This window comes from Azospirillum humicireducens (assembly GCF_001639105.2).
GTDB classification, from domain to species: Bacteria; Pseudomonadota; Alphaproteobacteria; order Azospirillales; family Azospirillaceae; genus Azospirillum; species Azospirillum humicireducens.
The window spans coordinates 990100-1012728 of sequence record NZ_CP015285.1; the positions used below are offsets into that span (position 1 = coordinate 990100).

Sequence of the window (22629 nt, forward strand, 5' to 3'; positions counted from 1 at the left end):
CTTCGCGACGATGACCGCTTATTGAGGTTGAGACAAAGATGGCCCTGTCCGGGGTGGTCGTGCTGGTGAAAGGGCGTGGTGTGACGGCGGTTCGCATTCTTCTGGTCGGTCTGACGATCCTGGCCGGCCTGCTGGCCGGTCCGCAACCCGCAAGGGCCTTCTCGCTGTTCGGCGATTCCACGAGGGAATGGCTGACGGAGAAGATCGAGGGCGCCGTCGAATCGCCCGACATGCACCTCAAGCTGGGCGCCATCGAGGGCGGCTTTCCCACCGACTTCACCATAGCCACCGTCACGCTGTCCGACAGCCAGGGCGTCTGGCTGACCATCGAGCGGCTGCATGTGGTGCTGTCGCCGTCCGCCCTGTTCCTGCGCAGCGCCAAGATCGACGCCCTGGAAGCGGCCTCAATCGTCGTCACCCGAGCCCCCGTCAGCACCCAGCCGGCGGCACCGTCCGATCCGAACGCCCCGCTGCTGCCCAGCCTGCCGGTGGACATCGACCTGAAGAAGCTGGTGGTGGAGCGGCTGGAGCTGGCGCCGGCACTGCTGGGCGAACAGGCGGCGTTGCGCATCGAAGGCGCCTTGCTGCTGGAACACAGCGGCGGTGCGCTGAACACCACCCTGTCGGTGGCGCGCATCGACGACAAGCCGGGCAAGGCCGATCTGGTGGCCGCCTTCAAACCGGACGCGAACACGCTGTCTCTCTCGGTCGACGCGTCGGAACCCGCTGGCGGCGTCATGGCGCGCGCTCTGTCCATGCCCGGACTGCCACTGGTGCAGGTGACGCTGAAGGGCAACGGCACGCTGGACGATTGGGCCGGCAAGCTCACAGCCATGGCGGGCGAGGTTGCAGCCCCCGATGGCACCCTGAACGCCGATGTTACCATCAGGAAGGGGCCGGAAGGCCACGCTCTGACGCTTGCGGCCGGCGGCAATTTCGCCCCGTTGATCGCCGGGCTGGCGGGGGAGACGGTGACGCCGCTGATCGGCCCCACCCCGACGCTGAACGCCAGCCTGCTGCGGGCGCCGACCGGCGCCATCTCCGTCCGTCCGCTGGCCCTGACCGTTGCCGCCGCGACCGCGACGGTGACCGGCGACATCGCCGCCGACTACAACAGCCTGAACCTGCGCTGGACCCTGCAGGCCGGCCCGGACTCCACCCTGCACCCGCTGGTGCCGCTGTCCTGGCGCGAGGGTGTGGTCGAGGGTTCCGCCGAAGGCGCGCTGAATGCCCTGAATGTCGCGGTCAACGCCACGCTGCGCGACCTCGCCGCCGACGATCCGGCGCTGTCCCGTCTGACCGGGCCGGAGACGGTGCTGGCCGCCCGCGCACGGATCGACGTCGGCAGCGGGCAGATTGGCCTCGAAACGCTGGCGCTGACCGCCGCCGCGGCGCGGGCGGAGGCGAAGGGGACCGTCGGCGGCTGGGGCCGGACCGCCGACCTGACGCTGTCGGCCAGCGCCGACGACCTCGCCCCGCTGTCGGACCTCGCCGGCCGGCCGCTGGCCGGGGCGGTGGCCCTCTCCGGACCGGTGCGGCGCACTGCCGACGGTGCGATCACCACCGAACTGACCGGCAGCCTCGACCGTCTCGCCACCGGCACGCCGGCCGACGCGGTGCTGGGCGACAAGGCGACGCTGGCGCTGGCGGCGCGGCTGGAGCAGGACGGCGCCATGCGGCTGACCGACCTGACGGTGGACGGCCGCAACGGCAAGCTGACCGGCAACGCCGCACTGGCGAACAACCGGGTCGATGCCCGCACCACCCTGACGGTGGCGAAGCTGGAGCCGCTGGGCGGCGCGCTCGGCACCCCGATGGAGGGGGCGGCGACGCTGGAGGCCACCGCCCGCGGTCCGCTCGACGCCATCGAGGCGCAGGCGAAACTGAATGCACGCGACCTCGTGGTCCAGGGCCGCCGTCTGGGCGCTACGGAACTGCAGGCCACCGCTGCCGGCCTGCCGGCGACGCCGAACGGCACTCTGTCGGCCCGCACCACCCTGGACAAGACGCCGCTGTCGCTCGACGGACGCTATGCACTGCGCGAGCAGACCCTGCGGCTGGATGGGCTGACCATCGCCAACGGGTCGAACCGCATCACCGGCCAAGTGCAGGTGGCGCTCGACACGCTGCTCGCCACCGGAAAGCTGGATGGCGCGCTGCCGAACCTGAACGGGCTGTCGGCGCTGGCCGGCATGCCGCTCGGCGGCGCGGCGACCTTTGCGCTGGCGCTCGACGGCAAGGGCGGCAAGCAGGCGGCCAACCTGACGGCTGACGCCACCAATCTGCGGGTGGATGGGGACGGCGGTCCGCTGCTGACCGCCCGCCGCCTGACGGCAAGGGCCGATGTCGCCGACGCGCTCGGCACCGCCAGCGGCAAGGCGCGGATCGAGATGACCAACGGCAACGCCGCCGGCAACGAGCTGCGCAATGTCACCGCCTCGGTCGATGGCTCGCTGGCGAAGGCCTCCTTCCAGGCCAACGCCGCGGGTGCAGGCGCCCAGCCGGTCGCGCTCGACCTCGCCGGCACTCTGGCTAGGGAGGGGGAGGGGACGCGCATCCGGCTCGACCGGCTCCAGGCGCGCTATGCCGGGGAGGATCTGCGGATGACCGCCCCGGCCACCATCCTGCTGGCCGAGCGCCGCTACGAGGTGAAGGACCTGCGGCTGGCGTCGGGCAATGCCCGGCTCGCCGCCGACCTCGGCTTGAACGGCGACCGGCTGAGCGGCGAGATGACCATCGACCGCCTGCCGCTGGCACTGGCCAAGCTCGCCAGCCCGGCTCTGCGGCTGGACGGGGTCGCCAACGCGCGCGCCTCGCTGGGCGGTACGCTGCGCAGCCCGCGGGCCGACGCCACCCTGCGCGTGAATGGACTGAAGGCGCAGCAGACGACGCAGGCCGGGCTGCCGGGCATCGACGCGACGCTGGATGCACAGTGGCGCGACCGCCGCCTGTCGATGACCGGCCGCATCGCCATGCCGAAGAATGCCGGCACCCTGACCGCCAACGCCGCCGTGCCGCTGGTGATGGACCCCGACAGCTATGCCGTCAGCCTGCCGCCGAAGGGCGCGCTGGAGGCGGCTGTCAACGGCACGCTGGACCTGTCGCTGGCGAACGACATTCTGGCATCTTCGGGCGACCGGGCGCGCGGGTCGCTGCAGCTCGACGTGCGGGCCGGCGGCACGGTGGAGAAGCCGTCGCTCGGCGGTTCGGTCGTCCTGGCGAACGGGCGCTACGAGAATCGGGCGTCCGGCGCGGTCATCAGCAACATCCAGGCCCGTCTGGTCGGCGAGGGCGACGTCTTCACCATCCAGAGCTTCCAGGGACGGACCCGCAACGGTGGTGCCATCAGCGCCAGCGGCGTCATCCGTCCGGCGGCCCCCGCCGACCGGCAGCTGGACATCGCGCTGAAGGCCGACAATGCCCGGCTGGTGGAACTCGACATCGCGACGGCGGAGATCGGCGCGAACCTGACGCTGACCGGCGGCTTCGCCAATGCGCGCCTGGCCGGGCCGGTCGATATCCGCCGTGCCGAAATCCAGATCCCCGACCGCATGCCGGCCAGCGTCGTCGACCTGAAGGTGACGGAGGTCGGCAAGGGCCGTGCCCGCGGCACCACCCAGGTCTCTACGTCCGGGGGCACACGGCGCATACCGCAGCCGGACGAGAGTCCGCCTGCCGCAACGCCCTTCGTGCTGGCGCTCGACATGACGGTCAACGCGCCGAACCAGATCTTCGTGCGCGGCCGCGGGCTGGACGCGGAGCTTGGCGGCAATCTGCGCGTCGGCGGGACCGCGGCGGCGCCCGAGCTGACAGGCCGCTTCACCATCCTGAAGGGCAGCCTGAACCTGCTGGCCCGCAATTTCGAGTTCAAGCGCGGCATCTTCGACTTCGACGGCGGTCTCGATCCGCGGCTGGACCTGTTGGCCGAGGCGACGGCCAACGGCATCACCGCGCAGGTGGTGGTCAGCGGCACCGCGCGCCAGCCGAAGATCGAGCTGACCTCGCCCCAGGGACTGCCGCAGGACGAGGTGCTGGCCGGCGTGCTGTTCGGCAAGTCTGTGGGCGACCTGAGCGCGGGGGAGGCGGTACAGCTCGCCCAGTCGGCGGCGGCGCTGGCCGGCGTCGGCGGCGGGGGCGGCGGCATCCTCGACCGCGTTCGCCGCAGCATCGGCGTCGACCGGCTGGACTTCACCCAGGGCGAGAACGGCAAGGGCGGCGCGGTCCAGGCAGGCCGCTATGTCAGCGACCGTGTCTATGTCGGCGTCGAACAGGGCATCGGCGCCAACCAGAGCCGCGCGAAGGTCGAGATCGACATCACCAACAACCTGAAGGGCACCGCCTCGGTCGGCGGCAATTCCGACACGGAGTTCGGACTGGTCTACGAGAAGGATTATTGAGGGAGTGGGGCGGCCCTTACTCCGTTCCGCATCCCGGCTTCAGTCCCGGATCGTTGGCGAAGCTGCCGTCGTCGGCTTGCTTGTCCGCTCCGTAATCCGGGTCGATCGCCGCCGCCAGCGCCGCCAGCCGGTGGGCGGTCGCCACATGGGCTTCGCGCTCGACGGCGCGGTAATGGTCGATGACCTGCTCGCCGAAGGGGGTCAGAACCGTGCCGCCGCCCTGCTTTCCACCCACCGCGGCATTGACGACCGGTTCGCGGAAGATGCGGTTGAGGTCGTCCACCAGCAGCCATGCCCGGCGGTAGGACATGCCCAGAGTCCGCCCGGCGGCGGAGATCGAGCCGGTCTCGCGGATCCGCTCCAGCAGCATGATCTTGCCGGGGCCGATGGAGCCGCCGCTGTCGAAATCGATTCGGATCCGCATGCGCGTCATCGCCGCGATCCTCCCGTCATCGCTCGGCGGATTCGAGCCCGTCGCCGCTCCAGGCGCCGGTGCGGAAGAAGCCGTCGATGCGCTCGCACCACGGGCCGATGTCCAGCCCGGCCGATGCCAGCCAGTCGCGGTTGAAGTAGGTTCCCATATAGCGGTCGCCGGGGTCGCAGATCAGGGTGGCGACGCTGCCTTGCCGGCCGTCCTTCATCATTCCGGCGATCAGCTCGATGGACCCCACCAGATTGGTGCCGGTGGAGCCGCCGCAGGCCCGGCCCAGCCGGTCGCGCAGCACCCACGCCGCGGCGATGCTTGCGGCATCGGGCACGCGGATCATGCGGTCGATCACCGTCGGCTGGAAGGACGGCTCGACCGTCGGCCGCCCGATGCCTTCGATGCCGGAGCCGCGGCCGACATCGGCCTTCGGGTTGTCGTCGCGGAAGCCCTCGAAGAATGCCGAATGTTCCGGGTCGGCGACGCAGATGCGGGTGGGCAGCCGGCGGTAGCGGACGAAGCGGCCCATGGTGGCCGAGGTGCCGCCGGTGCCGGCGCCGCAGACGATCCAGTCGGGTATCGGATGGGGTTCCTGCGCCAGCTGCTCGAAGATCGACTGGGCGATGTTGTTGTTGCCGCGCCAGTCGGTCGCCCGCTCGGCATAGGTGAACTGGTCCATGAAGTGTCCGTTGCAGGCCTGGGCCAGCCGCTGCGCCTCGCTGCACACCTCCGACGCGCGCTCCACCATATGGCAGCGGCCGCCGTAGAACTCGATCTGCGCGATCTTGGCAGGCGAGGTGTTGCGCGGCACCACCGCGACGAAGGGCAGGTCGAGCAGCTGGGCGAAATAGGCCTCCGACACCGCTGTGGAGCCTGACGACGCCTCGATCACGGTGGTGCCCTCGCGCACCCAGCCGTTGCAGATCGCATAGAGGAACAGCGACCGTGCCAGCCGGTGCTTCAGGCTTCCGGTCGGGTGGGTCGACTCGTCCTTCAGGTACAATGTGACCCCCGGCGCCGACGGGATCGGCAGCCGCAGCAGATGGGTGTCGGCGGACCGGTTCACGTCCGCCTCGATGCGCCGCAGCGCCTCGTCGAGCCAGCCGCGGCGTGCGGCTGTGGGAGGCGGCGGGGGTGGGGGAGATCATGGGGGCTCGTGTGGCGTCGATTCGCAAGACTCAATCCATAGCGCGGATCGGTGTGGAATGCACCCGGCGCGCGCCTGCCCACGGCGCGCGCCTTCCGGCCGCTCAGCCCTGACGGATGCGGGAGACGAAGGCCGAGACCTCTCTCAGCATACGGTCGGCCCGCTCGCCCACCGCACGGGCGGCGGCGGCCACCTCGGTCGATGCCTGGCCGGTGGCGGTGGCGTGGCTGCAGACGAGGTTCAGGCTGTCCGACACCGAGCTGACACCCTGTGCCGCCTCGTTGACGTTCTGGCTGATGTCGCGGGTGGCGGCACCCTGCTCCTCGATCGCGGCGGAGATGCTGGAGGCGACGTTGTTCACCGTTTCGATGGCGCCGCCGACTCCGCGCATCGCCTCGACCACCGACGAGGTGGCGTCGGTCATGGCGGCGATCTGCGCCTGGACGTCGTCGGTGGCCTTGGCCGTCTGGTTGGCGAGATTCTTGACCTCGCTGGCGACGACGGCGAAGCCCTTGCCGGCCTCTCCGGCGCGGGCCGCTTCGATGGTCGCGTTCAACGCCAGCAGGTTCGTCTGCTCGGCGATGGAGCGGATCAGGTCGACCACCTCCACCGTGCGCCGGGCGACGCCGTCCAGCTGTTCGATCAGCGCGTAGGTGCGGCGGACATCCTCAACCGCGCGGGCGGAGCCGGTCGTCGATTCGGCGATCTGCTGGGCGATCTCGCGGATCGACGCGGCCAGTTCCTCGGTCGCACCCGCCACCGCCTGGACATTGCCCGACGTGGTTTCCGCCGCGCGGGCGGCGCCGTCCATCAAGCGGGTCGTCTGTTCCGCCCCGCTGCTCATCGCGCCGGAGGTGTGGGTCAGCTGTCCCGCCGAGTCGGCGACCGAACGGACCAGTCCGCCGACCGTGTTCTCGAACTCGTCGGCGAGCCGGGCCATGGTCGCGCGTCGGGCCTGTTCGGCCTCATGCTCCAGGGCGGCATGGCGGCGGCGCAGGTCTTCCGCCTCGATGGCGCTGAGCCTCAGCGTCTCGACGGAGCGGGCGAGGGCTCCCACTTCGTCACGGCGCTCCGTCCCGCCGACCTGCGTGGCGAGATCGCCCGTGGCGATGCGGCCGGTGGCGCTGCCGATGCCGTCCAGCCCCTTGGTAATGCGCGACACCAGACGGAAGCCGAACACACCCAGCAGGACCGATGCGACCAGCGTGACCGCCAGCGTTTCCAACAGCGTGCGGCGGAAGGCGGCATCGACGTCGTCGATGTAGACGCCGGTGCCGATCATCCAGCCCCAGGGCTCGTAGATCGCGGCGAAGGCCAGCTTCGGCACAGGATCGCCGCCGCTTGCCTTGGGGAAGTTGTAGATCAGGAAGCCGTCGTTGGCCTTGGCCGAAGCGATCAGCCCGCGGATCACCAGCACGCCGTTGCTGTCCTTGAAATCGGCCAGCTTGCGGGTGCCTTCCAGGTCGGCGCGCACCCCGTGGAAAACGTTCGTCCCGTCGAACTCGTAACCGAACATGTACTCGCTCCCGAAGAAACGCAGCGCCCGCAGGGTGGCCTTGGCCCGCGTCTGCGCTTCTTCGCGGCTGAACTCACCCTTGGCGGCACGGGCGTCGTAGGACTTGATGATCGACAGCGAGGTCTGCACCACCGCCTGGATCGAGTTGCGGTATCCTTCCACCATGGTCTCGCGCTTGGATGTCGCGGACCAGAGGCCGGCCCCCAGGATGGTGAAGAGGAACAGCCCCAGAAGGATCAGGAGCTTCGCCTTGATGCTGTGAAGTTTGTCGATCATCGCCCAGTTCCACCCCAAACGCGCGAGACCGCCGCCGGAACGCTCCGACGCATCGGGTCCGCTTAGATCAAAAATTCCTAATGGAATGTGCCATCCATACTGGGGTATCGCGAGTTGATGCAATCCCTAACGGGGGCGTAGGGATAATCCGGATGGACCCGCAACCGGTTGCGATGGTCACGGTCCAACCGATTGAGCCGGCGGGTTGCGGCGGCCGGGAAATCTGGCAGGATGCGGCACCATGACACTGATCGCCTATCCGCTGTCGGGGGCCATGCCCGACATCCGACCGGCGCGCCCGACGCGCGACTGGATCGACGCCCTGCCGGAGCAGTACGGCTACCGCTGCCTGCCGCTGAACATCGCCAGCATGCATGGCTGGGAGGTCTGTTGCCCGGTGCGGGCGACGGCGGTCTGGGATGGCGGCACCGGGCTGGATGCAATCACGATCACGGCCGATGAACCGCATCCGCTGTTGCCGGCCAGTCATTTCGGCAGCGGCGTGCTGACCTTCCATGTCGCCGCGCTGTTCCGGACGCCGCCGGGCGTGAACCTGATGGTGACCGGGCCGCTGAACCACCCGAAGCACGGCATCCTCGGCCTGTCGGGCATCATCGAGACCGACTGGTCGCCCTATCCCTTCACCATGAACTGGCGATTCACCGCGCCCGGCGTGCCTGTGACCTGGGAGAAGGGCGAACCCTTCGCCCATCTGATGCCGGTGCAGCGCGGGCTGGTGGAGAGCCTGGAACCGGATGTGCGCGATCTCGACAGCGATCCGGAGACGGCGGCGCAGTACCGCGCCTGGGCCGCCTCGCGCAGCCAGTTCAATGCCGACCTTCAGACCCCCGGCAGTACGGCGGCGCAGGAGCGCTGGCAGAAGGGCTATTACCGCGGCAAGAGACCGGACGGCAGCGACGGCCCGCCCGGCCATGAGATCAAGGTACGGGCGAAGCCGTTTCCCATCAGGTGACTACAGCGTGTCCTGGATGCTGCGCACGAACTCCGGCAGGCCGACCTGACGGCGGCGGCGCAGCCGTTCGGCCCGCAGGATCGACTCCACGGCCGCGATGCTTTCGTCCACGTCGTGGTTGACGATGACGTAGTCATATTCCGGCCAGTGGCTGATCTCGTTCGACGCCTTGGCCATGCGGTTGGCGATGACCTCCTCCGAATCCTGGCCGCGGCCGCGCAGGCGGCGTTCCAGCTCGCTCACCGTCGGCGGCAGGACGAAGACGCTGACCAGATCGTCGCGCGCGTTCTGCGCCAGCTGCTGCGCACCCTGCCAGTCGATGGCGAACAGCACGTCGCGGCCGGCGCCCAACGCATCCTCCACCGCCACGCGCGGCGTGCCGTAGCAGTTGCCGAAGACGCGGGCATGCTCCAGCAGGTCGCCGGTCTCCGCCATGCGGTCGAAGCGCTGCTGGTCGATGAAGTAATAGTCCAGCCCTTCGGCTTCGCCGGGACGCATCGCCCGCGTGGTCACCGAGACCGACATGGTGATGCCGGAATCGCGCTCCAGCAGGCCGCGGGCGATGGTGGTCTTGCCGGCGCCCGAGGGCGACGACAGCACCAGCATCAGGCCGCGCCGGTTGATCAGGGGGGTGTTGGTCGCAGCCATGGCGCTCACTCGATGTTGGCGATTATTCGATGTTGGTGGTCATTCGATGTTCTGGACCTGCTCGCGAAGCTGCTCGATCGAAGCCTTCAGCGACAGGCCGATGCGGGTCAGTTCGACATCCGCCGACTTGGAGCACAGCGTGTTGGCCTCGCGGTTGAACTCCTGGCACAGGAAGTCGAACCGGCGGCCGATGGCCCCGCCTTCCGCCATCAGGTCGCGGGCGGCCTGGATGTGGGCGCGCAGGCGGTCCAACTCTTCCCGAATGTCGGCCTTGCCGATCAGGATGGCGGCCTCCTGGGCCAGGCGGTCTTCCGACAGCGCCGGGAAGGAGCCGAGGATGGCGGCGACCTGGGCGCGCAGCTTCTCGCGCAGCGCCTCCGGCTGGGTGGAGGCGCAGGCCGACGCCGCGTCCACCAGCCGGGCGATCTCGTCGAGATGGCCGTTCAGCACCTCGGCGATGCGCGCGCCTTCGGCAAGGCGGTTGACCACCAGCTGGTCCACCAGCTTGGCGAGGTCGGTCTTCAGCGCCGATTCGACACGCTCGCGCGCTTCCGTCTCGTCCTCCTCCACCGGCTCGATGATGCCGCGGACAGCCAGCAGCGAATCCAGCCGCGGCGGCGCGGCGCCCGCCCCCTCGATCTCGCGGGCCAACTCCAGCACCTGGGCCAGAAGCTCCCGGTTGATGCGGAGCTGCGACACCGCCTGGGCGCGGTTGACGGTCAGCGTCAGGTTGACATTGCCGCGGGCCAGCCGTTTCGGCAGCTCCGCGCGGGCGACTGCCTCGACGCTGTCGAAGCCCGACGGCAGGCGGCAGCGCAAATCCAGGCTGCGGCCATTGACGCTCTTGGCCTCGAAGGTCCAGGAATAGCCGTCGCCGTGCCCGTCGACGCGCGCGAAACCGGTCATGCTGGCAATGACGGGACGATGGGCAGGCAAAGGCGGCCTCACTTGAAAAGCGGTGTCGGTTGGTGTCGTGCTTATAAACGCGCCATCACCCCACAACAAGCTCCGGCGCCGGACGTAAGCCGACAAGCAGGACGGAGATTCCATGAAGCAGCCGCGTTCCACCCCCCGGTCCGCCCCGAGTTCCATCGTCATCACCGGTGCGTCGAGCGGCATCGGCGAGGCCCTGGCCCTCCTCTATGCCGCTCCCGGTGTGGCGCTGGCTCTGACCGGCCGCGACTCCGCGAGGCTGGAGGCGGTGGCGCAGCGTTGCCGCACCGCGGGATCCCGCGTGGACACCGCGGTGATCGACGTGGCGGATCGCGCGGCGATGGCGGAGTGGCTGGCGCGGGTCGATGCCGCCGATCCGGTCGACCTGCTGATCGCCAATGCCGGCATGTCGGCCGGCACGGGCGATGGTGGCGAGACGGAGGAACAGGCCCGCCGCATCCTGGCGGTCAACATCGACGGGGTGCTGAACAGCATCCATCCGCTGCTTCCGGCAATGCGGGCGCGGCGGCATGGACAGATCGCCCTGATGGCATCGCTGGCCGGCTTCCGCGGCCTACCCGGTGCGCCGGCCTATTGCGCCAGCAAGGCGATGGTGCGGGTGTACGGGGAGTCGTTGCGCGGCGACCTCGCGGGGGAGGGGATCGGCGTTTCGGTCATCTGCCCCGGCTTCGTCAAGAGCCGCATGACGGCGGTGAACCGCTTCCCGATGCCCTTCCTGATGGAGACGGATGCCGCCGCCCGCCTCATCCGCCGCGGGCTTGAGCGCAATGCGGCGCGAATCGCTTTTCCCTGGCCGATGATGGCCGCGGTCTGGCTGTTGGCGCTGTTGCCGCCGTCCTGGACCGACGGGCCGCTGCGGCGGGCGCCGCGCAAGGCGTGAGCGCTTCCCTCAATCCACCTTGGCGTGGGCGATGGCTTCACGAACGCTGACGCCCTTGCGCATGATGTTGTCGACCGCGCGGCCCTGGACCAGATTGATCCCCATCTTGTGGGCATAGACCAGGCTGGACACGCTGTCGCAGCGCGCCAGGATGAATTTGCAGCGGTCCTGTTCGGCGATGCGGTCGCGGAAATACTTCTCGAAGGAGGGGTCCATCTCCAGCATGTCGTTGGACCAGAAGATCTTGGCGTAGTCCGCGTTCAGGTATTCGAGATCGAAATTCGTCACCCAGAACGGGTTCAGCCCGTCCACCGCGATCTGATAGCGGCGGTCCTGCGCGAACTCCACCACCTCGTTGAACAACGCAAGGTTCTCGATCAGATCGCCCTTCGACACTTCCAGCACCACCTGTCCGCGGAAGTCGATGGGCAGGCGTTCGTCGAACTTCACGAAGCCGGTGGAGATGACGGTAGACAGATTGATGTTGATGCCGATCCGGCGCCCCCGCATGAAGCTCAGCCCATGATTCAGGGCGCGCAGCACCGACTGGTCGAGATTGGCGGTAAAGTAGTTGAACAGCCACTTGTTGGCGGTGATGTCGTAATCGGGGCAGAGCCGTTCCTGAAGAAGCTTGATGGAGATGTAGAGCTCGTAATACTCCATCTCCGCGTCGCCACCGCCGCCGCCGATGTTGGCGATGCCCTGGTTGAACAGGAAGGGCGACAGGTCGAACATCTGCATCGAGCGTTCGAGCTTGCCCAATTCCTCCAGCGTGATCGGCGGCTTGGTTTCGGTGACGTGGCTGCCGGTCTCGCTCGCCTGAAGCTCCTCGATGAAGCGGATGACGTTGATGAAGTTCAACGCCAGTTCCATGATCGAGTAGAGAGAATATTCCTTGTAGGGATTCGGGCCGGTCAGCGTCGTCTTGGATAGGAAGACCTGTTCCACCGTCTGGCAGACATCGGTGACGCCGGTGAGCTTCAGCCCTTTGTAGAGGATGATGACGTCGCCGTTGGAGATGTTGAAGGATTGCAGGTAGGACGCCTTGGTCGCAAGTTCCTGGATGATGGAGCGGACCATCATCTGGCTGGTCGGGTCGCGGTCTTTCAGCAGCGACAGGTGCATGTGGATCAGCCGCATGCCCTGCAGTTCGTTCTTCGCCGACCGCAGCAGGTTCAGGAGCTTGTCGTTGTCGAATTCCGGTTTCTGGTCCTTGGCGGCGGCGACGGCGGCCTGCTTTTCCGTGGTGGAAAGCCGGACACGGTCCCGTCCCAGAGGGGGTCTGCCGCCAAACCTGCTCATACGATGCTCACTCCCACAACAAGCGCCACGCCTGCCAACCACCCGTATCGACGGCCGCTCATTGTTCGGCAGCCTTCATGTTCGGTCCGGCGCCTTCTGCCGGCCGCAACTGTGGCTCCGCAAGTGCCGGAAACCCGGCGAATCCTGCGAAGCCGAACCGATTTTAACGGTAACTATCTTTAAAAAGACCTTAAGGCAAAGGTCCGGGCGCGGGCGGGTCCGGACCCGGCAAAGGTCCCGCAATCATCGAAGCGACGTCATTCGCAAAGGTCAAGTTTCCAATTCGACCGGTTCGGCCGATGGGCGCGGGTCTCCGGCAGGAACGATGCGGACGCGACGATCGATGACGGCAAGCCCGATCTTGCCGTGCTTCAGGGCGAGCGCATCGCTGCCGAACAGCTCGCGCCGCCACCCGTGCATCGCCGGAATGTCTGCGGCGTCATCGGCCGCCAATGCCTCCAACTCGGAGGACGAGGCCACGAGCTTCGCCGCGACATTGTTCTCGTCGCATTTCATCTTCAGCAGCACGCGCAGAAGCTCGACGATCGGTTGCAGACCGGGCGGCGGTTCCTCGCGCGGTTCGACACGCGGCAAGGCACTGTCCGGCAGGTCGAGTCCAGCCTGCACCGCGGCCAGCACATCGCTCCCCTGCCTTCCCTCCGCGAAGCCGCGGCCAAGCCCGCGCGTGCGGGCGAGGTCGTCCACTGTGGTGGGGGCGTGGGCGGCGATCTCCAGCAGCGCTTCGTCGCGCAGCACGCGGGAGCGCGGCTGGTCGCGGCGCTGGGCCTCGCGCTCACGCCAGGCCGCCAGTTCCCTGAGGATCGCCATGAAGCGCGGCTTGTTGGTCCGCACCTTCAGCCGCAGATACGAGCTTTCCGGATCGACCTGATAGGTCGCCGGATCGGTCAGGATCGCCATCTCCTCCTCCAGCCAGTGCGAGCGGCCGGATCGGGCAAGGCGGCGCTTCAGCTTCTCGTAGGCCGGGCGCAGATGAATGACGTCGGACAGGGCGTAGGTCAGCTGCCGCTCGGTCAGCGGCCGGTGCGACCAGTCGGTGAAGCGGCTGGACTTGTCGATGCGGGCGCCGGCCAGCTTGGTGACCAGCGTTTCATAGCCCACGCTTTCGCCGAAGCCGCAGACCATCGCCGCGACCTGGGTGTCGAACAGCGGATGCGGGATCTGGCCCGACAGATGCCAGAAGATCTCCACGTCCTGGCGGGCGGCGTGGAACACCTTCAGCACCGACGGGTCGCTCATCAGCGCGAACAGCGGTGTCAGGTCGATTCCCTCGGCCAGCGGGTCGATGGCGACCGCGCCGTCGGGTCCGCCGACCTGCACGAGACAGAGTTGCGGCCAATAGGTCTTTTCCCGCAGAAACTCGGTGTCGACCGTGATGTACTCGGCCCCTGCCAGCGACTGACAGAAGGCCTGAAGGGCGTCGGTTGTCGTGATGAGCGTCATGGTGGCTTCATACACGACCGAACCGATGCTTGAAAGTCCGCCGAAGCGCCGGGCGGCCCCGCGCTGAAAAAGGGACGCCCCGGCGGCAGGGCGGGGTAGCTTCCGGCCGGATTTTCCCCTCGCCCTTAATGTTGCGCGGCGACGGTGCTAAACTGCGGACGGCTGGACGGCGTGGCGGCGGGAAGTCCGGGTTGAACAGGTGAACAGGAGGGCGGAAAGCGTTTCACGGTGTTCCAAACGTTCCATTCCGGCCGCCGCGCCCGCAGCTCCACCCGAGGGCAATCGCATTTGAAATCTAGAGTCCTATGAAGGGACTTCCGTCATCCCCGCGAAGGCGGGGATCCAGAGTTCGCATGGCGAATCTGTTGGAAAAGCCTGGATCCCCGCCTTCGCGGGGATGACGGGTTTCCTTGAAAAGGAGCATGATCTTCATATGCGATTGCCCTGAGCTCCACCCTATCGCGGCTTGACTTTCGCGCGCGTCCGGTGTGGTGTGTCGGACCGCTTTTTCCGCCGGAATCCGACCTTTTCAAGGTGTTTCGACCCATGCACCCCTACCGCACGCACACCTGCGGCCAGCTTCGTGAAGAGAATGCCGGTGAGACCGTCCGCCTGTCGGGCTGGATGAACCGGAAGCGCGACCATGGACAGCTGCTGTTCATCGACCTGCGCGACCATTACGGCCTGACGCAGTGCGTGGTCGATACCTCCAACCCGGCCTTCGAGGTCGCGAACCGGCTGAAGCTGGAATCGGTCATCACCGTCACCGGCAAGGTGGTGAAGCGCACGGCCGAGACCATCAACGACAAGCTGCCCACCGGCCGCATCGAGCTGCAGATCGCCGAGCTGACCGTGGAAGGCGAGGCGGAGCAGATTCCGCTGCAGGTCAACCAGGACACCGACGCGGGCGAGGACGTGCGCCTGCGCTACCGCTTCCTCGACCTGCGCCGCGAGCGCATCCACGAGAACATCATGCTGCGGTCGCGCGTGATCGCCTCGGCGCGCCGCCGCATGATCGACCAGGGCTTCACCGAATTCCAGACGCCGATCCTCACCGCCTCCTCGCCGGAAGGCGCGCGTGACTATCTGGTGCCGAGCCGCAACCATCCCGGCAAGTTCTACGCCCTGCCGCAGGCGCCGCAGCAGTTCAAGCAGCTGCTGATGGTCGCCGGATTCGACCGCTACTTCCAGATCGCCCCCTGCTTCCGCGACGAGGATGCCCGCGCCGACCGCAGCCCGGGCGAGTTCTACCAGCTCGATTTCGAGATGTCCTTCGTCACCCAGGAAGACGTCTTCGCCGCCATCGAGCCGGTTCTGCACGGCATCTTCGACGAGTTCGGCGGCTTCCGCCGCGACTCGAAGCCGGTCATCGACGGGCTGCCGTTCCGCCGCATCTCCTTCGCCGAGTCGATGCTGAAATACGGCAACGACAAGCCGGATCTGCGCAACCCGCTGGTCATCACCGACGTGACCGAGGTGTTCAAGCGCGACGACGTGGAATTCCGCGCCTTCAAGCAGACGCTCGAGAAGGGCGGAGTCGTCCGCGCCATCCGCGCGCCGAAGGTTTCCGACCGTCCGCGCAGCTTCTTCGACAAGCTGAACGACTGGGCCCGCGGCCTCGGCGCCCCCGGCCTCGGTTACATCGTCATGGAGGCCGGCGGCGGAAAGGGTCCGATCGCCAAGTTCGTGCCGGAGGCGGCGCAGGCCCAGCTGCGCGAACTGGCCGGTCTGGAAGACGGCGACGCCATCTTCTTCGTCTGCGACCAGCCCGGCCCGGCAGCCAAGCTGGCCGGCTTCGCCCGCACCCGCATCGGCGAGGAGCTGGACCTGATCGAGAAGAACGCCTTCCGCTTCTGCTGGATCGTCGACTTCCCGATGTACGAGCTGGACGAGGAGACCAACAAGGTCATCTTCAGCCACAACCCGTTCTCCATGCCCCAGGGCGGCCTGAAGGCGCTGGAGACGATGAACCCGCTCGACATCAAGGCCTATCAGTACGACATCGTTTGCAATGGCGTGGAGCTGTCCTCGGGCGCCATCCGCAACCACCTGCCGGAAGTGATGTACAAGGCCTTCGAGATCGCCGGCTATCCGCCGGAGGAGCTGGAAGCCCGGTTCGGCGGCATGCTGAGCGCGTTCAAGCTGGGCGCCCCGCCGCACGGCGGCTCGGCCCCCGGCATCGACCGCATCGTCATGCTGCTGGCCGACGAGCCGAACATCCGCGAGGTCATCGCCTTCCCGCTGAACCAGCGGGCCGAAGACCTGCTGATGCAGGCCCCGGCGCCGGTCGATACCGCCCGCCTGCGGGAACTGCATCTGAAGCTCGACCTGCCCAAGCCGAAGGTGGCGGCACCGTCAGCGCCGCAGGCGTAAAGGAACTTTTCCCACTTCTTGGCGGTTTGGTGAAAAGGCCATCCGGACACCGATCCGGGTGGCCTTTTTCCTTGTCAACATACGCGCGCGGGGCTATGTAAGCGCCGTCGTCAAAACCTCACGCGGGCTGGCGGACCCTCGGCTTTACCCCGATGGCCCGATCCGGTGTTGTGGGCCATGGACTCCATGAGCTCGCGACAATGCCCGCGGCGGAGCAACCGGAAAAAGGGAATTTTTCCACATGACCATGCCCACCTTCACCATGCGCCAGCTGCTGGAAGCCGGTGTCCACTTCGGCCACCACACCCGCCGCTGGAACCCGAAGATGAACCAGTACATCTTCGGCGTCCGCAATGGCGTGCACATCATCGACCTCGAGCAGACCGTCCCGATGCTGCACCGCGCCCTGCAGGCCGTGCGTGACGTCGTCGCCGGCGGTGGCCGCGTCCTGTTCGTCGGCACCAAGCGTCAGGCCCAGGAGCGGATCGCCGAGGCAGCCGCCAAGTGCGGCCAGTACTACGTCAACCACCGCTGGCTCGGCGGCATGCTGACCAACTGGAAGACGATCTCCCAGTCGATCAAGCGCCTGCGCGAGATGGAAGAGCGTCTGGGCGGCGACACCTCGGGCCTGACCAAGCGCGAAGTGCTGGAACTGACCCGCGAGCGCGACAAGCTGGAGCGTGCGCTGGGCGGCATCAAGGAGATGGGCGGCCTGCCGGACGTCATCTTCATCATCGACACCAACAAGGAGTCGATCGCGGTCAAGGAAGCCAACAAGCTGGGCATCCCGGTCATCGCGGTCCTCGACAGCAACTCCGATCCGGACGGCGTGGCCTTCCCGATCCCCGGCAACGACGACGCGCTGCGCGCCATCGAGCTGTACTGCGACCTGACGGTCGGTGCGGTGCTTGACGGCCTGCAGGCCGAGATGAGCGCCGCCGGCATCGACGTCGGCGCCGCCGAGGACGCCCCGGCCGAGCAGCTGCCGGAGGAAGAGACCGCCGAGACCGCCCAGGCCTGACCCTGACGGTTGAAGGGCAGCCGGGCCTTATGACCTATGGCCCGGCTGCCTTTTTTATGGGTTGCCACCCGTTTTGACTTTGTGACTCAATCCGATCCGCCTGCCGGATCGCTTGGAAGGAAGAGGGCGCAACATGGCCGAGATTACCGCCTCGCTCGTCAAGGAACTGCGCGAGAAGACCGGCGCGGGCATGATGGACTGCAAGAAGGCGCTGAACGAGACGCAGGGCGACCTCGAGGGCGCCGTCGACTGGCTGCGCAAGAAGGGCCTCGCCGCCGCCGCCAAGAAGTCGGGCCGCATCGCCGCCGAGGGGCTGGTGGCCGTCGCCACCGCCGGCACCAAGGGCGCTGTCGTCGAAGTGAACGCCGAGACCGATTTCGTCGCCCGCAACGACAAGTTCCAGGCTTTCGCGGCCAAGTCCGCCGAGCTGGCCCTGGCCACCGGTGGCGATGTCGAGGCTCTGAAGGCCGCTGCCTATCCGGGCACCTCGCACACTGCCCAGGACGAGCTGACCAGCCTGATCGCCACCGTCGGCGAGAACATGAACCTGCGCCGCAGCGTCACCCTGTCGGTTTCGGCCGGTGTCGTCGTCAGCTACGTCCACTCGGCCATTGCGCCGGGCCTGGGCAAGATCGGCGTTCTGGTCGCCCTGGAGTCGACCGGCGACGCCGGCAAGCTGGCCGATCTCGGCAAGCAGATCGCCATGCACATCGCCGCCGCCCGTCCGGATGCGCTGGACATCGCCGACGTCGACAGCTCGTCGCTGGAGCGTGAGCGCAACGTCCTGGCCGAGCAGGCCCGCGCGTCGGGCAAGCCGGAAGCCATCATCGAGAAGATGGTCGAAGGCCGCGTCCGCAAGTACTACGAAGAGGTCTGCCTGCTGGAGCAGACCTACGTGATCGACGGCGAGACCAAGGTCCGCAAGGTGGTGGAGAACGCCGCCAAGGACATCGGCGCCCCGGTCAAGGTCACGGCCTTCACCCGCTTCGCTCTGGGCGAAGGCATCGAGAAGGCCCAGTCGGACTTCGCCGCCGAAGTCGCCGCCGCCGCCGGCGGTCAGGGCTGAGCCCGGTAAGGTCGAACGCTTAGGTCCGCAAGCCGCATTCCGAAACAGCAAGGGAGCGTTCCCCCCATGGTCGAAGCCACCGGGACCACCGCGCCGGCTGAGGGCGTCCGCTACAAGCGCGTCCTCCTCAAGGTGTCGGGCGAGGCGCTGATGGGTCAGCGCGACTATGGTCTCGACCCGGAGATGGTGAACCGCATCGCCGGCGAGGTGAAGGCGGTCATCGCGCTCGGTGTCCAGGTCTGTCTGGTCATCGGCGGGGGGAACATCTTCCGGGGTGTAAAGGGTGCGGCGAGCGGCATGGAACGTGCCTCGGCCGACTATATCGGCATGCTCGCCACCGTGATGAACGCGCTCTCCATGCAGAGCGCGCTCGAACGGATGGGTGTCAGCACGCGGGTGCAGTCGGCCATTCCCATGTCGACGGTCTGCGAGCCCTATATCCGGCGCCGTGCCGTCCGCCACATGGAAAAGGGCCGGGTGGTGATCTTCGCGGCCGGCACCGGCAACCCCTTCTTCACGACCGACACCGCCGCGGCGCTGCGCGCCTCGGAAATGGGCTGCGACGGTCTGCTGAAGGGGACGCAGGTCGACGGCGTCTACACCGCCGATCCCAAGAAGGATCCGTCGGCCCAGCATTACGAACGCCTCACCTACATGGATGTCCTGACCAAGGAACTGCAGGTGATGGACGCGTCGGCGATCGCGCTTTCGCGTGAGAACCACATTCCCATTCTGGTCTTCTCGATCCACACGCCCGGCGCCTTCGCCGAAGTGATGCAGGGCCGTGGCAAGCACACCATCATAACGGAAGAAAGGGAGTAGGCCCGTGGCTGCGCCCGACCTATCGGATCTGAAGCGCCGCATGGAAGGCGCGCTCGACTCATTTCGCAAGGAACTGGGCGGTCTGCGCACCGGCCGCGCCTCGTCGAACCTGCTGGAACCGGTGATGGTGGAGGCCTATGGCAGCCGCATGCACCTGCGCGAGGTTGCGACGGTCTCCGTTCCGGAGCCGCGCCTGATCTCGGTTCAGGTCTGGGACCGCGGCATGACCAAGGCGGTCGAGAAGGCCATCCGCGACAGCGGCCTGGGTCTGAACCCGCAGGCCGAAGGCCAGGTCATCCGCGTGCCGCTGCCCGACCTGACCCAGGAGCGCCGCGCCGAGTTGGCAAAGGTCGCCCACAAGTACGCCGAACAGTGCCGTGTCGCCATCCGCAACATCCGCCGCGACGGCATGGACGGACTGAAGAAGGCCGAGAAGGCCAGCGAGATCACCCAGGACGAGCACAAGGTCCAGGCGGACAAGGTGCAGGTCCTGACCGACCAGCACATCAAGATGGTCGACGACTCGCTTGCGCAAAAAGAAAAGGAAATTATGCAGGTCTGATCCGGAATGCGCGACGCGGACGACAACCGGTCCAACACGGCCCCTGCGCACGTCGCCATCATCATGGATGGCAACGGACGTTGGGCCAAGGCGCGCGGCTTGCCGCGCACCGCCGGTCACAAGAAGGGCGTGGACGCCGTCCGCCGCACCGTGGAAGCGGCGCGCGAACTTGGCATCGGCACTCTGACGATCTTCAGCTTCTCTTCGGAGAACTGGCGCCGGCCGGAAGAGGAAATCAGCGACCTGATGGGTCTGCTGCGATTCTATCTGCGCAGCGAGGTCGCCGAACTGCACCGGGCGGGCATCCGGCTGCGGGTCATAGGCGACCGCAACCGGCTGTCAGACGACATCAACCGTCTGATCGACAACGCCGAGGGCCTGACCCGCGACAACAGGGTGATGACACTGGTCGTCGCCCTCAGCTACGGCTCGCGGCTGGAGATCGTCCATGCGGCGCGGCGGCTGGCGGAAGAGGCTGCGGCCGGCCGCCTGTCGCCCGACGCCATCGACGAGGATGCCCTGTCGGCCCGCCTCTACACCGCCGACATTCCCGACCCCGACCTGATCATCCGCACGAGCGGCGAGAAGCGGATCAGCAATTTCCTGCTTTGGCAGGCGGCCTACGCCGAGCTGGTTTTCGTGGACACGCTCTGGCCCGATTTCACCAAGCGCGATCTGGAGGCGGCGATTGAAGAGTTCCACCGACGGGAACGCCGCTTCGGCGCCACCACCGCCGGGTCCCGCTGACGCCCAGGCTTCGGCCTCGACCACCGCGCCGGTGACGCCTTCCAAGGCCGGGGACCTGAAGGTCCGCGCCCTTTCTGCGCTTGTCATGGCGCCTGCCGTGTTGGGCGCCGTCTGGCTTGGCGGTTGGGTTTTCCATGCTCTCATCGCCTTCGGATCGGTTGTTGCCGTATCCGAATGGACCAACATCGTCCCCAGCGCTCGCCGCCTTCCGGCCCGCTTGATGGCGGCAATCGGCATTGCCGTCGCACTGATGGCCCAGATCGCGGCAGGGCCCGCCGCGGCCCTGGGCGTTGCCGCGGCCTTCTCCGTTCTGACGGCCATCGTCGGCGGCGGCAGCGACCGCGGCCTGCTTGGGTTCGGCGTCTTCTACGTCGCCGCCGGCATGGCGGGGCTCATCTGGCTGCGCGATCTGCCGACTGTCGGGCTATCGCTTTTCCTGTTCGTGCTCCTCGCCATCTGGGCGACGGACATCGGCGCCTATGCCGCTGGCCGCAGCATCGGCGGGCCGAAGCTGGCTCCAAGGATCAGTCCGAAAAAAACCTGGGCGGGCCTGATCGGCGGCATGCTGTCCTCCGCACTGTTCGGCTGGCTTGTGGCGATTGCCTTCGACGCGGCGCGCCCGGATATCGCCCTTCTGGTCGGCGCCGCCGTCGCGGTGGTGGGGCAGGCCGGCGACCTTTTCGAATCGGCGGTCAAGCGGCGTTACAATGTGAAGGACAGCGGCCAGCTCATTCCCGGGCATGGCGGCATCCTCGACCGCATCGACGGGCTTCTGGCCGCGGCCCCGGTGCTGGCCTTGTTCCACGCGGCCGTTGGAACGGTTCTTTCATGGTGGTGAAGGCGGAAGCGGCGCCGGGTGCGCCGCGCAGCGTGACGATCCTTGGCTCCACCGGCTCGGTCGGAACGCAGACCGTGGACCTCGTCGCCCGCGATCCGGAGCGTTTCCCGGTGGAGGCTCTGACCGCCAACCGCAACGTCGCCCTGCTGGCCAGGCAGGCCCGCGACCTGAAGGCCCGCCTGGCCGTCGTCGCCGATCCCGCCGGCTACACGCAGTTGAAGGACCTGTTGTCCGGCACCGGCATCGAGGTTGCCGCAGGGCCCGAGGCGGTGGCAGCCGCTGCCGAACGGCCGGCCGACTGGGTGATGGCCGCCATCGTCGGCGCCGCCGGACTGGAGCCGACGCTCGCCGCCGTGCGCCGCGGGGCCATCGTCGCCTTCGCCAACAAGGAGGTTCTGGTCTGCGCCGGCTCCCTGATGATGGAGGAGGTGAAGGCGCATGGCGCGACCTTGCTGCCGGTCGACAGCGAGCATTCCGCCATCTATCAGGTCTTCGATTTCGAGCGGACCGACAGCGTCGCCCGCCTGATCCTCACTGCGTCCGGCGGCCCGTTCCGCACCAGGGACCGCGTCTTCATGGCGGCGGCGACGCGGGAGCAGGCGGTGGCACATCCGACCTGGGACATGGGCGCCAAGATCTCGGTCGACAGCGCCACGATGATGAACAAAGGGCTGGAACTGATCGAGGCCCATTTCCTGTTCGGCATCCCGGAGGAGCGGATCGACGTCCTGGTCCATCCGCAGTCGGTCATCCACTCCCTGGTCGAGTATGTCGACGGCTCCGTCCTGGCGCAGCTCGGCACGCCGGACATGCGCACGCCCATCGCCTATGCGCTCGGCTGGCCCGCCCGCATCGCCACTCCGGCGGAAAGGCTTGATTTGGTCAAGGCGGCCACCCTGACCTTCGAGGCCCCGGATCCCGTGCGTTTTCCGGCACTTCGGCTTGCCCGGGCCGCCTTGCAAAGCGGTGGGGGCGCTCCTACTATACTCAGTGCCGCCAACGAGGTGGCTGTTCAGGCGTTTCTCGACCGCCGGATCGGCTTCCTCGACATCGAACGGATCGTCGAGGAGACGTTGACGGCGTTGCCCCACCGCCCGCTGCGCGATCTCGCCGCCGTGCGGGAGGCCGATGCGGAGGCCAGGCGGGTTGCCGCCGACCGCATTCAGGCCAGCGGTGCGACGGCGGTTGGCAGCCGATGATCCGCGTTCGAGGCGCTGGAAGG

General features: G+C 67.7%; 18 protein-coding genes. 11 read left to right on the forward strand and 7 right to left on the reverse strand.

Annotated elements, in window-relative coordinates; genetic code table 11:
- The first annotated feature begins 38 nt into the window (after nucleotides 1-38).
- A complete protein-coding gene (locus A6A40_RS04490) occupies nucleotides 39-4397 on the forward strand; it encodes a translocation/assembly module TamB domain-containing protein (RefSeq protein WP_063634321.1) in 4359 nt (1452 codons plus the stop codon).
- A 16-nt stretch (nucleotides 4398-4413) separates the two neighbouring features.
- Here A6A40_RS04490 and A6A40_RS04495 read toward each other — a convergent pair whose 3' ends face one another.
- From A6A40_RS04495 to A6A40_RS04505, 3 genes are all read right to left on the reverse strand, one after another.
- Nucleotides 4414-4830: a winged helix-turn-helix domain-containing protein gene (locus A6A40_RS04495; protein ID WP_063634322.1), complete on the reverse strand. Its 417-nt coding sequence runs from the start codon at nucleotides 4828-4830 to the stop codon at nucleotides 4414-4416.
- Nucleotides 4831-4846: 16 nt separating this feature from the next.
- The gene (locus A6A40_RS04500; protein WP_269467681.1) at nucleotides 4847-5887 is read right to left on the reverse strand and encodes a PLP-dependent cysteine synthase family protein; all 1041 of its coding nucleotides are present in this window, start codon (nucleotides 5885-5887) and stop codon (nucleotides 4847-4849) included.
- Between the two features lie 184 nt (nucleotides 5888-6071).
- The gene (locus tag A6A40_RS04505; protein ID WP_063634324.1) at nucleotides 6072-7760 is read right to left on the reverse strand and encodes a methyl-accepting chemotaxis protein; all 1689 of its coding nucleotides are present in this window, start codon (nucleotides 7758-7760) and stop codon (nucleotides 6072-6074) included.
- A gap of 241 nt (nucleotides 7761-8001) precedes the next feature.
- On the opposite strand from A6A40_RS04505, the gene A6A40_RS04510 reads away from it, so the two are divergent.
- Nucleotides 8002-8733, forward strand: a complete 732-nt coding sequence (locus tag A6A40_RS04510; RefSeq protein WP_063634325.1) for a DUF6065 family protein — start codon at nucleotides 8002-8004, stop codon at nucleotides 8731-8733.
- Here the strand turns inward: A6A40_RS04510 and gmk are convergent, their stop codons facing one another.
- Nucleotides 8734-9381, reverse strand: a complete 648-nt coding sequence (gmk, locus tag A6A40_RS04515) for a guanylate kinase (RefSeq protein ID WP_063634326.1) — start codon at nucleotides 9379-9381, stop codon at nucleotides 8734-8736.
- A 39-nt stretch (nucleotides 9382-9420) separates the two neighbouring features.
- Nucleotides 9421-10287 carry a YicC/YloC family endoribonuclease gene (locus tag A6A40_RS04520; protein ID WP_063634327.1) on the reverse strand — a complete coding sequence of 289 codons (867 nt, stop codon included), beginning with the start codon at nucleotides 10285-10287 and terminating at the stop codon, nucleotides 9421-9423.
- Nucleotides 10288-10429: 142 nt separating this feature from the next.
- Between A6A40_RS04520 and A6A40_RS04525 the strand changes: the two genes are divergently transcribed.
- Nucleotides 10430-11215, forward strand: coding sequence for an SDR family NAD(P)-dependent oxidoreductase (locus A6A40_RS04525; RefSeq protein ID WP_063634328.1), 786 nt, complete (start codon nucleotides 10430-10432; stop codon nucleotides 11213-11215).
- A 9-nt stretch (nucleotides 11216-11224) separates the two neighbouring features.
- On the opposite strand, the gene A6A40_RS04530 is transcribed toward A6A40_RS04525, so the two are convergent.
- Entirely contained in the window at nucleotides 11225-12517 is a 1293-nt protein-coding gene (locus A6A40_RS04530) for an EAL domain-containing protein (RefSeq protein ID WP_063634329.1), read from the reverse strand.
- A 270-nt stretch (nucleotides 12518-12787) separates the two neighbouring features.
- Nucleotides 12788-13978 carry a ribonuclease D gene (gene rnd, locus A6A40_RS04535; protein WP_063636117.1) on the reverse strand — a complete coding sequence of 397 codons (1191 nt, stop codon included), beginning with the start codon at nucleotides 13976-13978 and terminating at the stop codon, nucleotides 12788-12790.
- Between the two features lie 546 nt (nucleotides 13979-14524).
- Between rnd and aspS the strand changes: the two genes are divergently transcribed.
- The 8 genes from aspS to A6A40_RS04575 all read left to right on the forward strand — a co-directional run bounded on the left by aspS (nucleotide 14525) and on the right by A6A40_RS04575 (nucleotide 22606).
- On the forward strand, nucleotides 14525-16351 hold the full coding sequence (gene aspS, locus A6A40_RS04540; RefSeq protein ID WP_063634330.1) for an aspartate--tRNA ligase: 1827 nt from the start codon (nucleotides 14525-14527) through the stop codon (nucleotides 16349-16351).
- 241 nt (nucleotides 16352-16592) lie between these two features.
- Nucleotides 16593-17372, forward strand: a complete 780-nt coding sequence (rpsB, locus tag A6A40_RS04545) for a 30S ribosomal protein S2 (protein ID WP_063634331.1) — start codon at nucleotides 16593-16595, stop codon at nucleotides 17370-17372.
- A 133-nt stretch (nucleotides 17373-17505) separates the two neighbouring features.
- On the forward strand, nucleotides 17506-18438 hold the full coding sequence (gene tsf / locus A6A40_RS04550; protein WP_063634332.1) for a translation elongation factor Ts: 933 nt from the start codon (nucleotides 17506-17508) through the stop codon (nucleotides 18436-18438).
- A gap of 66 nt (nucleotides 18439-18504) precedes the next feature.
- On the forward strand, nucleotides 18505-19260 hold the full coding sequence (gene pyrH / locus A6A40_RS04555; RefSeq protein WP_063634333.1) for a UMP kinase: 756 nt from the start codon (nucleotides 18505-18507) through the stop codon (nucleotides 19258-19260).
- Nucleotides 19261-19264: 4 nt separating this feature from the next.
- Nucleotides 19265-19822, forward strand: a complete 558-nt coding sequence (frr, locus tag A6A40_RS04560; protein WP_063634334.1) for a ribosome recycling factor — start codon at nucleotides 19265-19267, stop codon at nucleotides 19820-19822.
- A 6-nt stretch (nucleotides 19823-19828) separates the two neighbouring features.
- Nucleotides 19829-20569: an isoprenyl transferase gene (locus tag A6A40_RS04565; RefSeq protein ID WP_063634335.1), complete on the forward strand. Its 741-nt coding sequence runs from the start codon at nucleotides 19829-19831 to the stop codon at nucleotides 20567-20569.
- On the forward strand, nucleotides 20511-21407 hold the full coding sequence (locus A6A40_RS04570; protein WP_082860725.1) for a phosphatidate cytidylyltransferase: 897 nt from the start codon (nucleotides 20511-20513) through the stop codon (nucleotides 21405-21407). The genes A6A40_RS04565 and A6A40_RS04570 overlap by 59 nt, the downstream gene beginning before the upstream one ends.
- Nucleotides 21398-22606, forward strand: coding sequence for a 1-deoxy-D-xylulose-5-phosphate reductoisomerase (locus A6A40_RS04575; RefSeq protein ID WP_063634337.1), 1209 nt, complete (start codon nucleotides 21398-21400; stop codon nucleotides 22604-22606). Before A6A40_RS04570 ends, A6A40_RS04575 begins: the two co-directional genes overlap by 10 nt.
- Nucleotides 22607-22629: the final 23 nt, after the last annotated feature.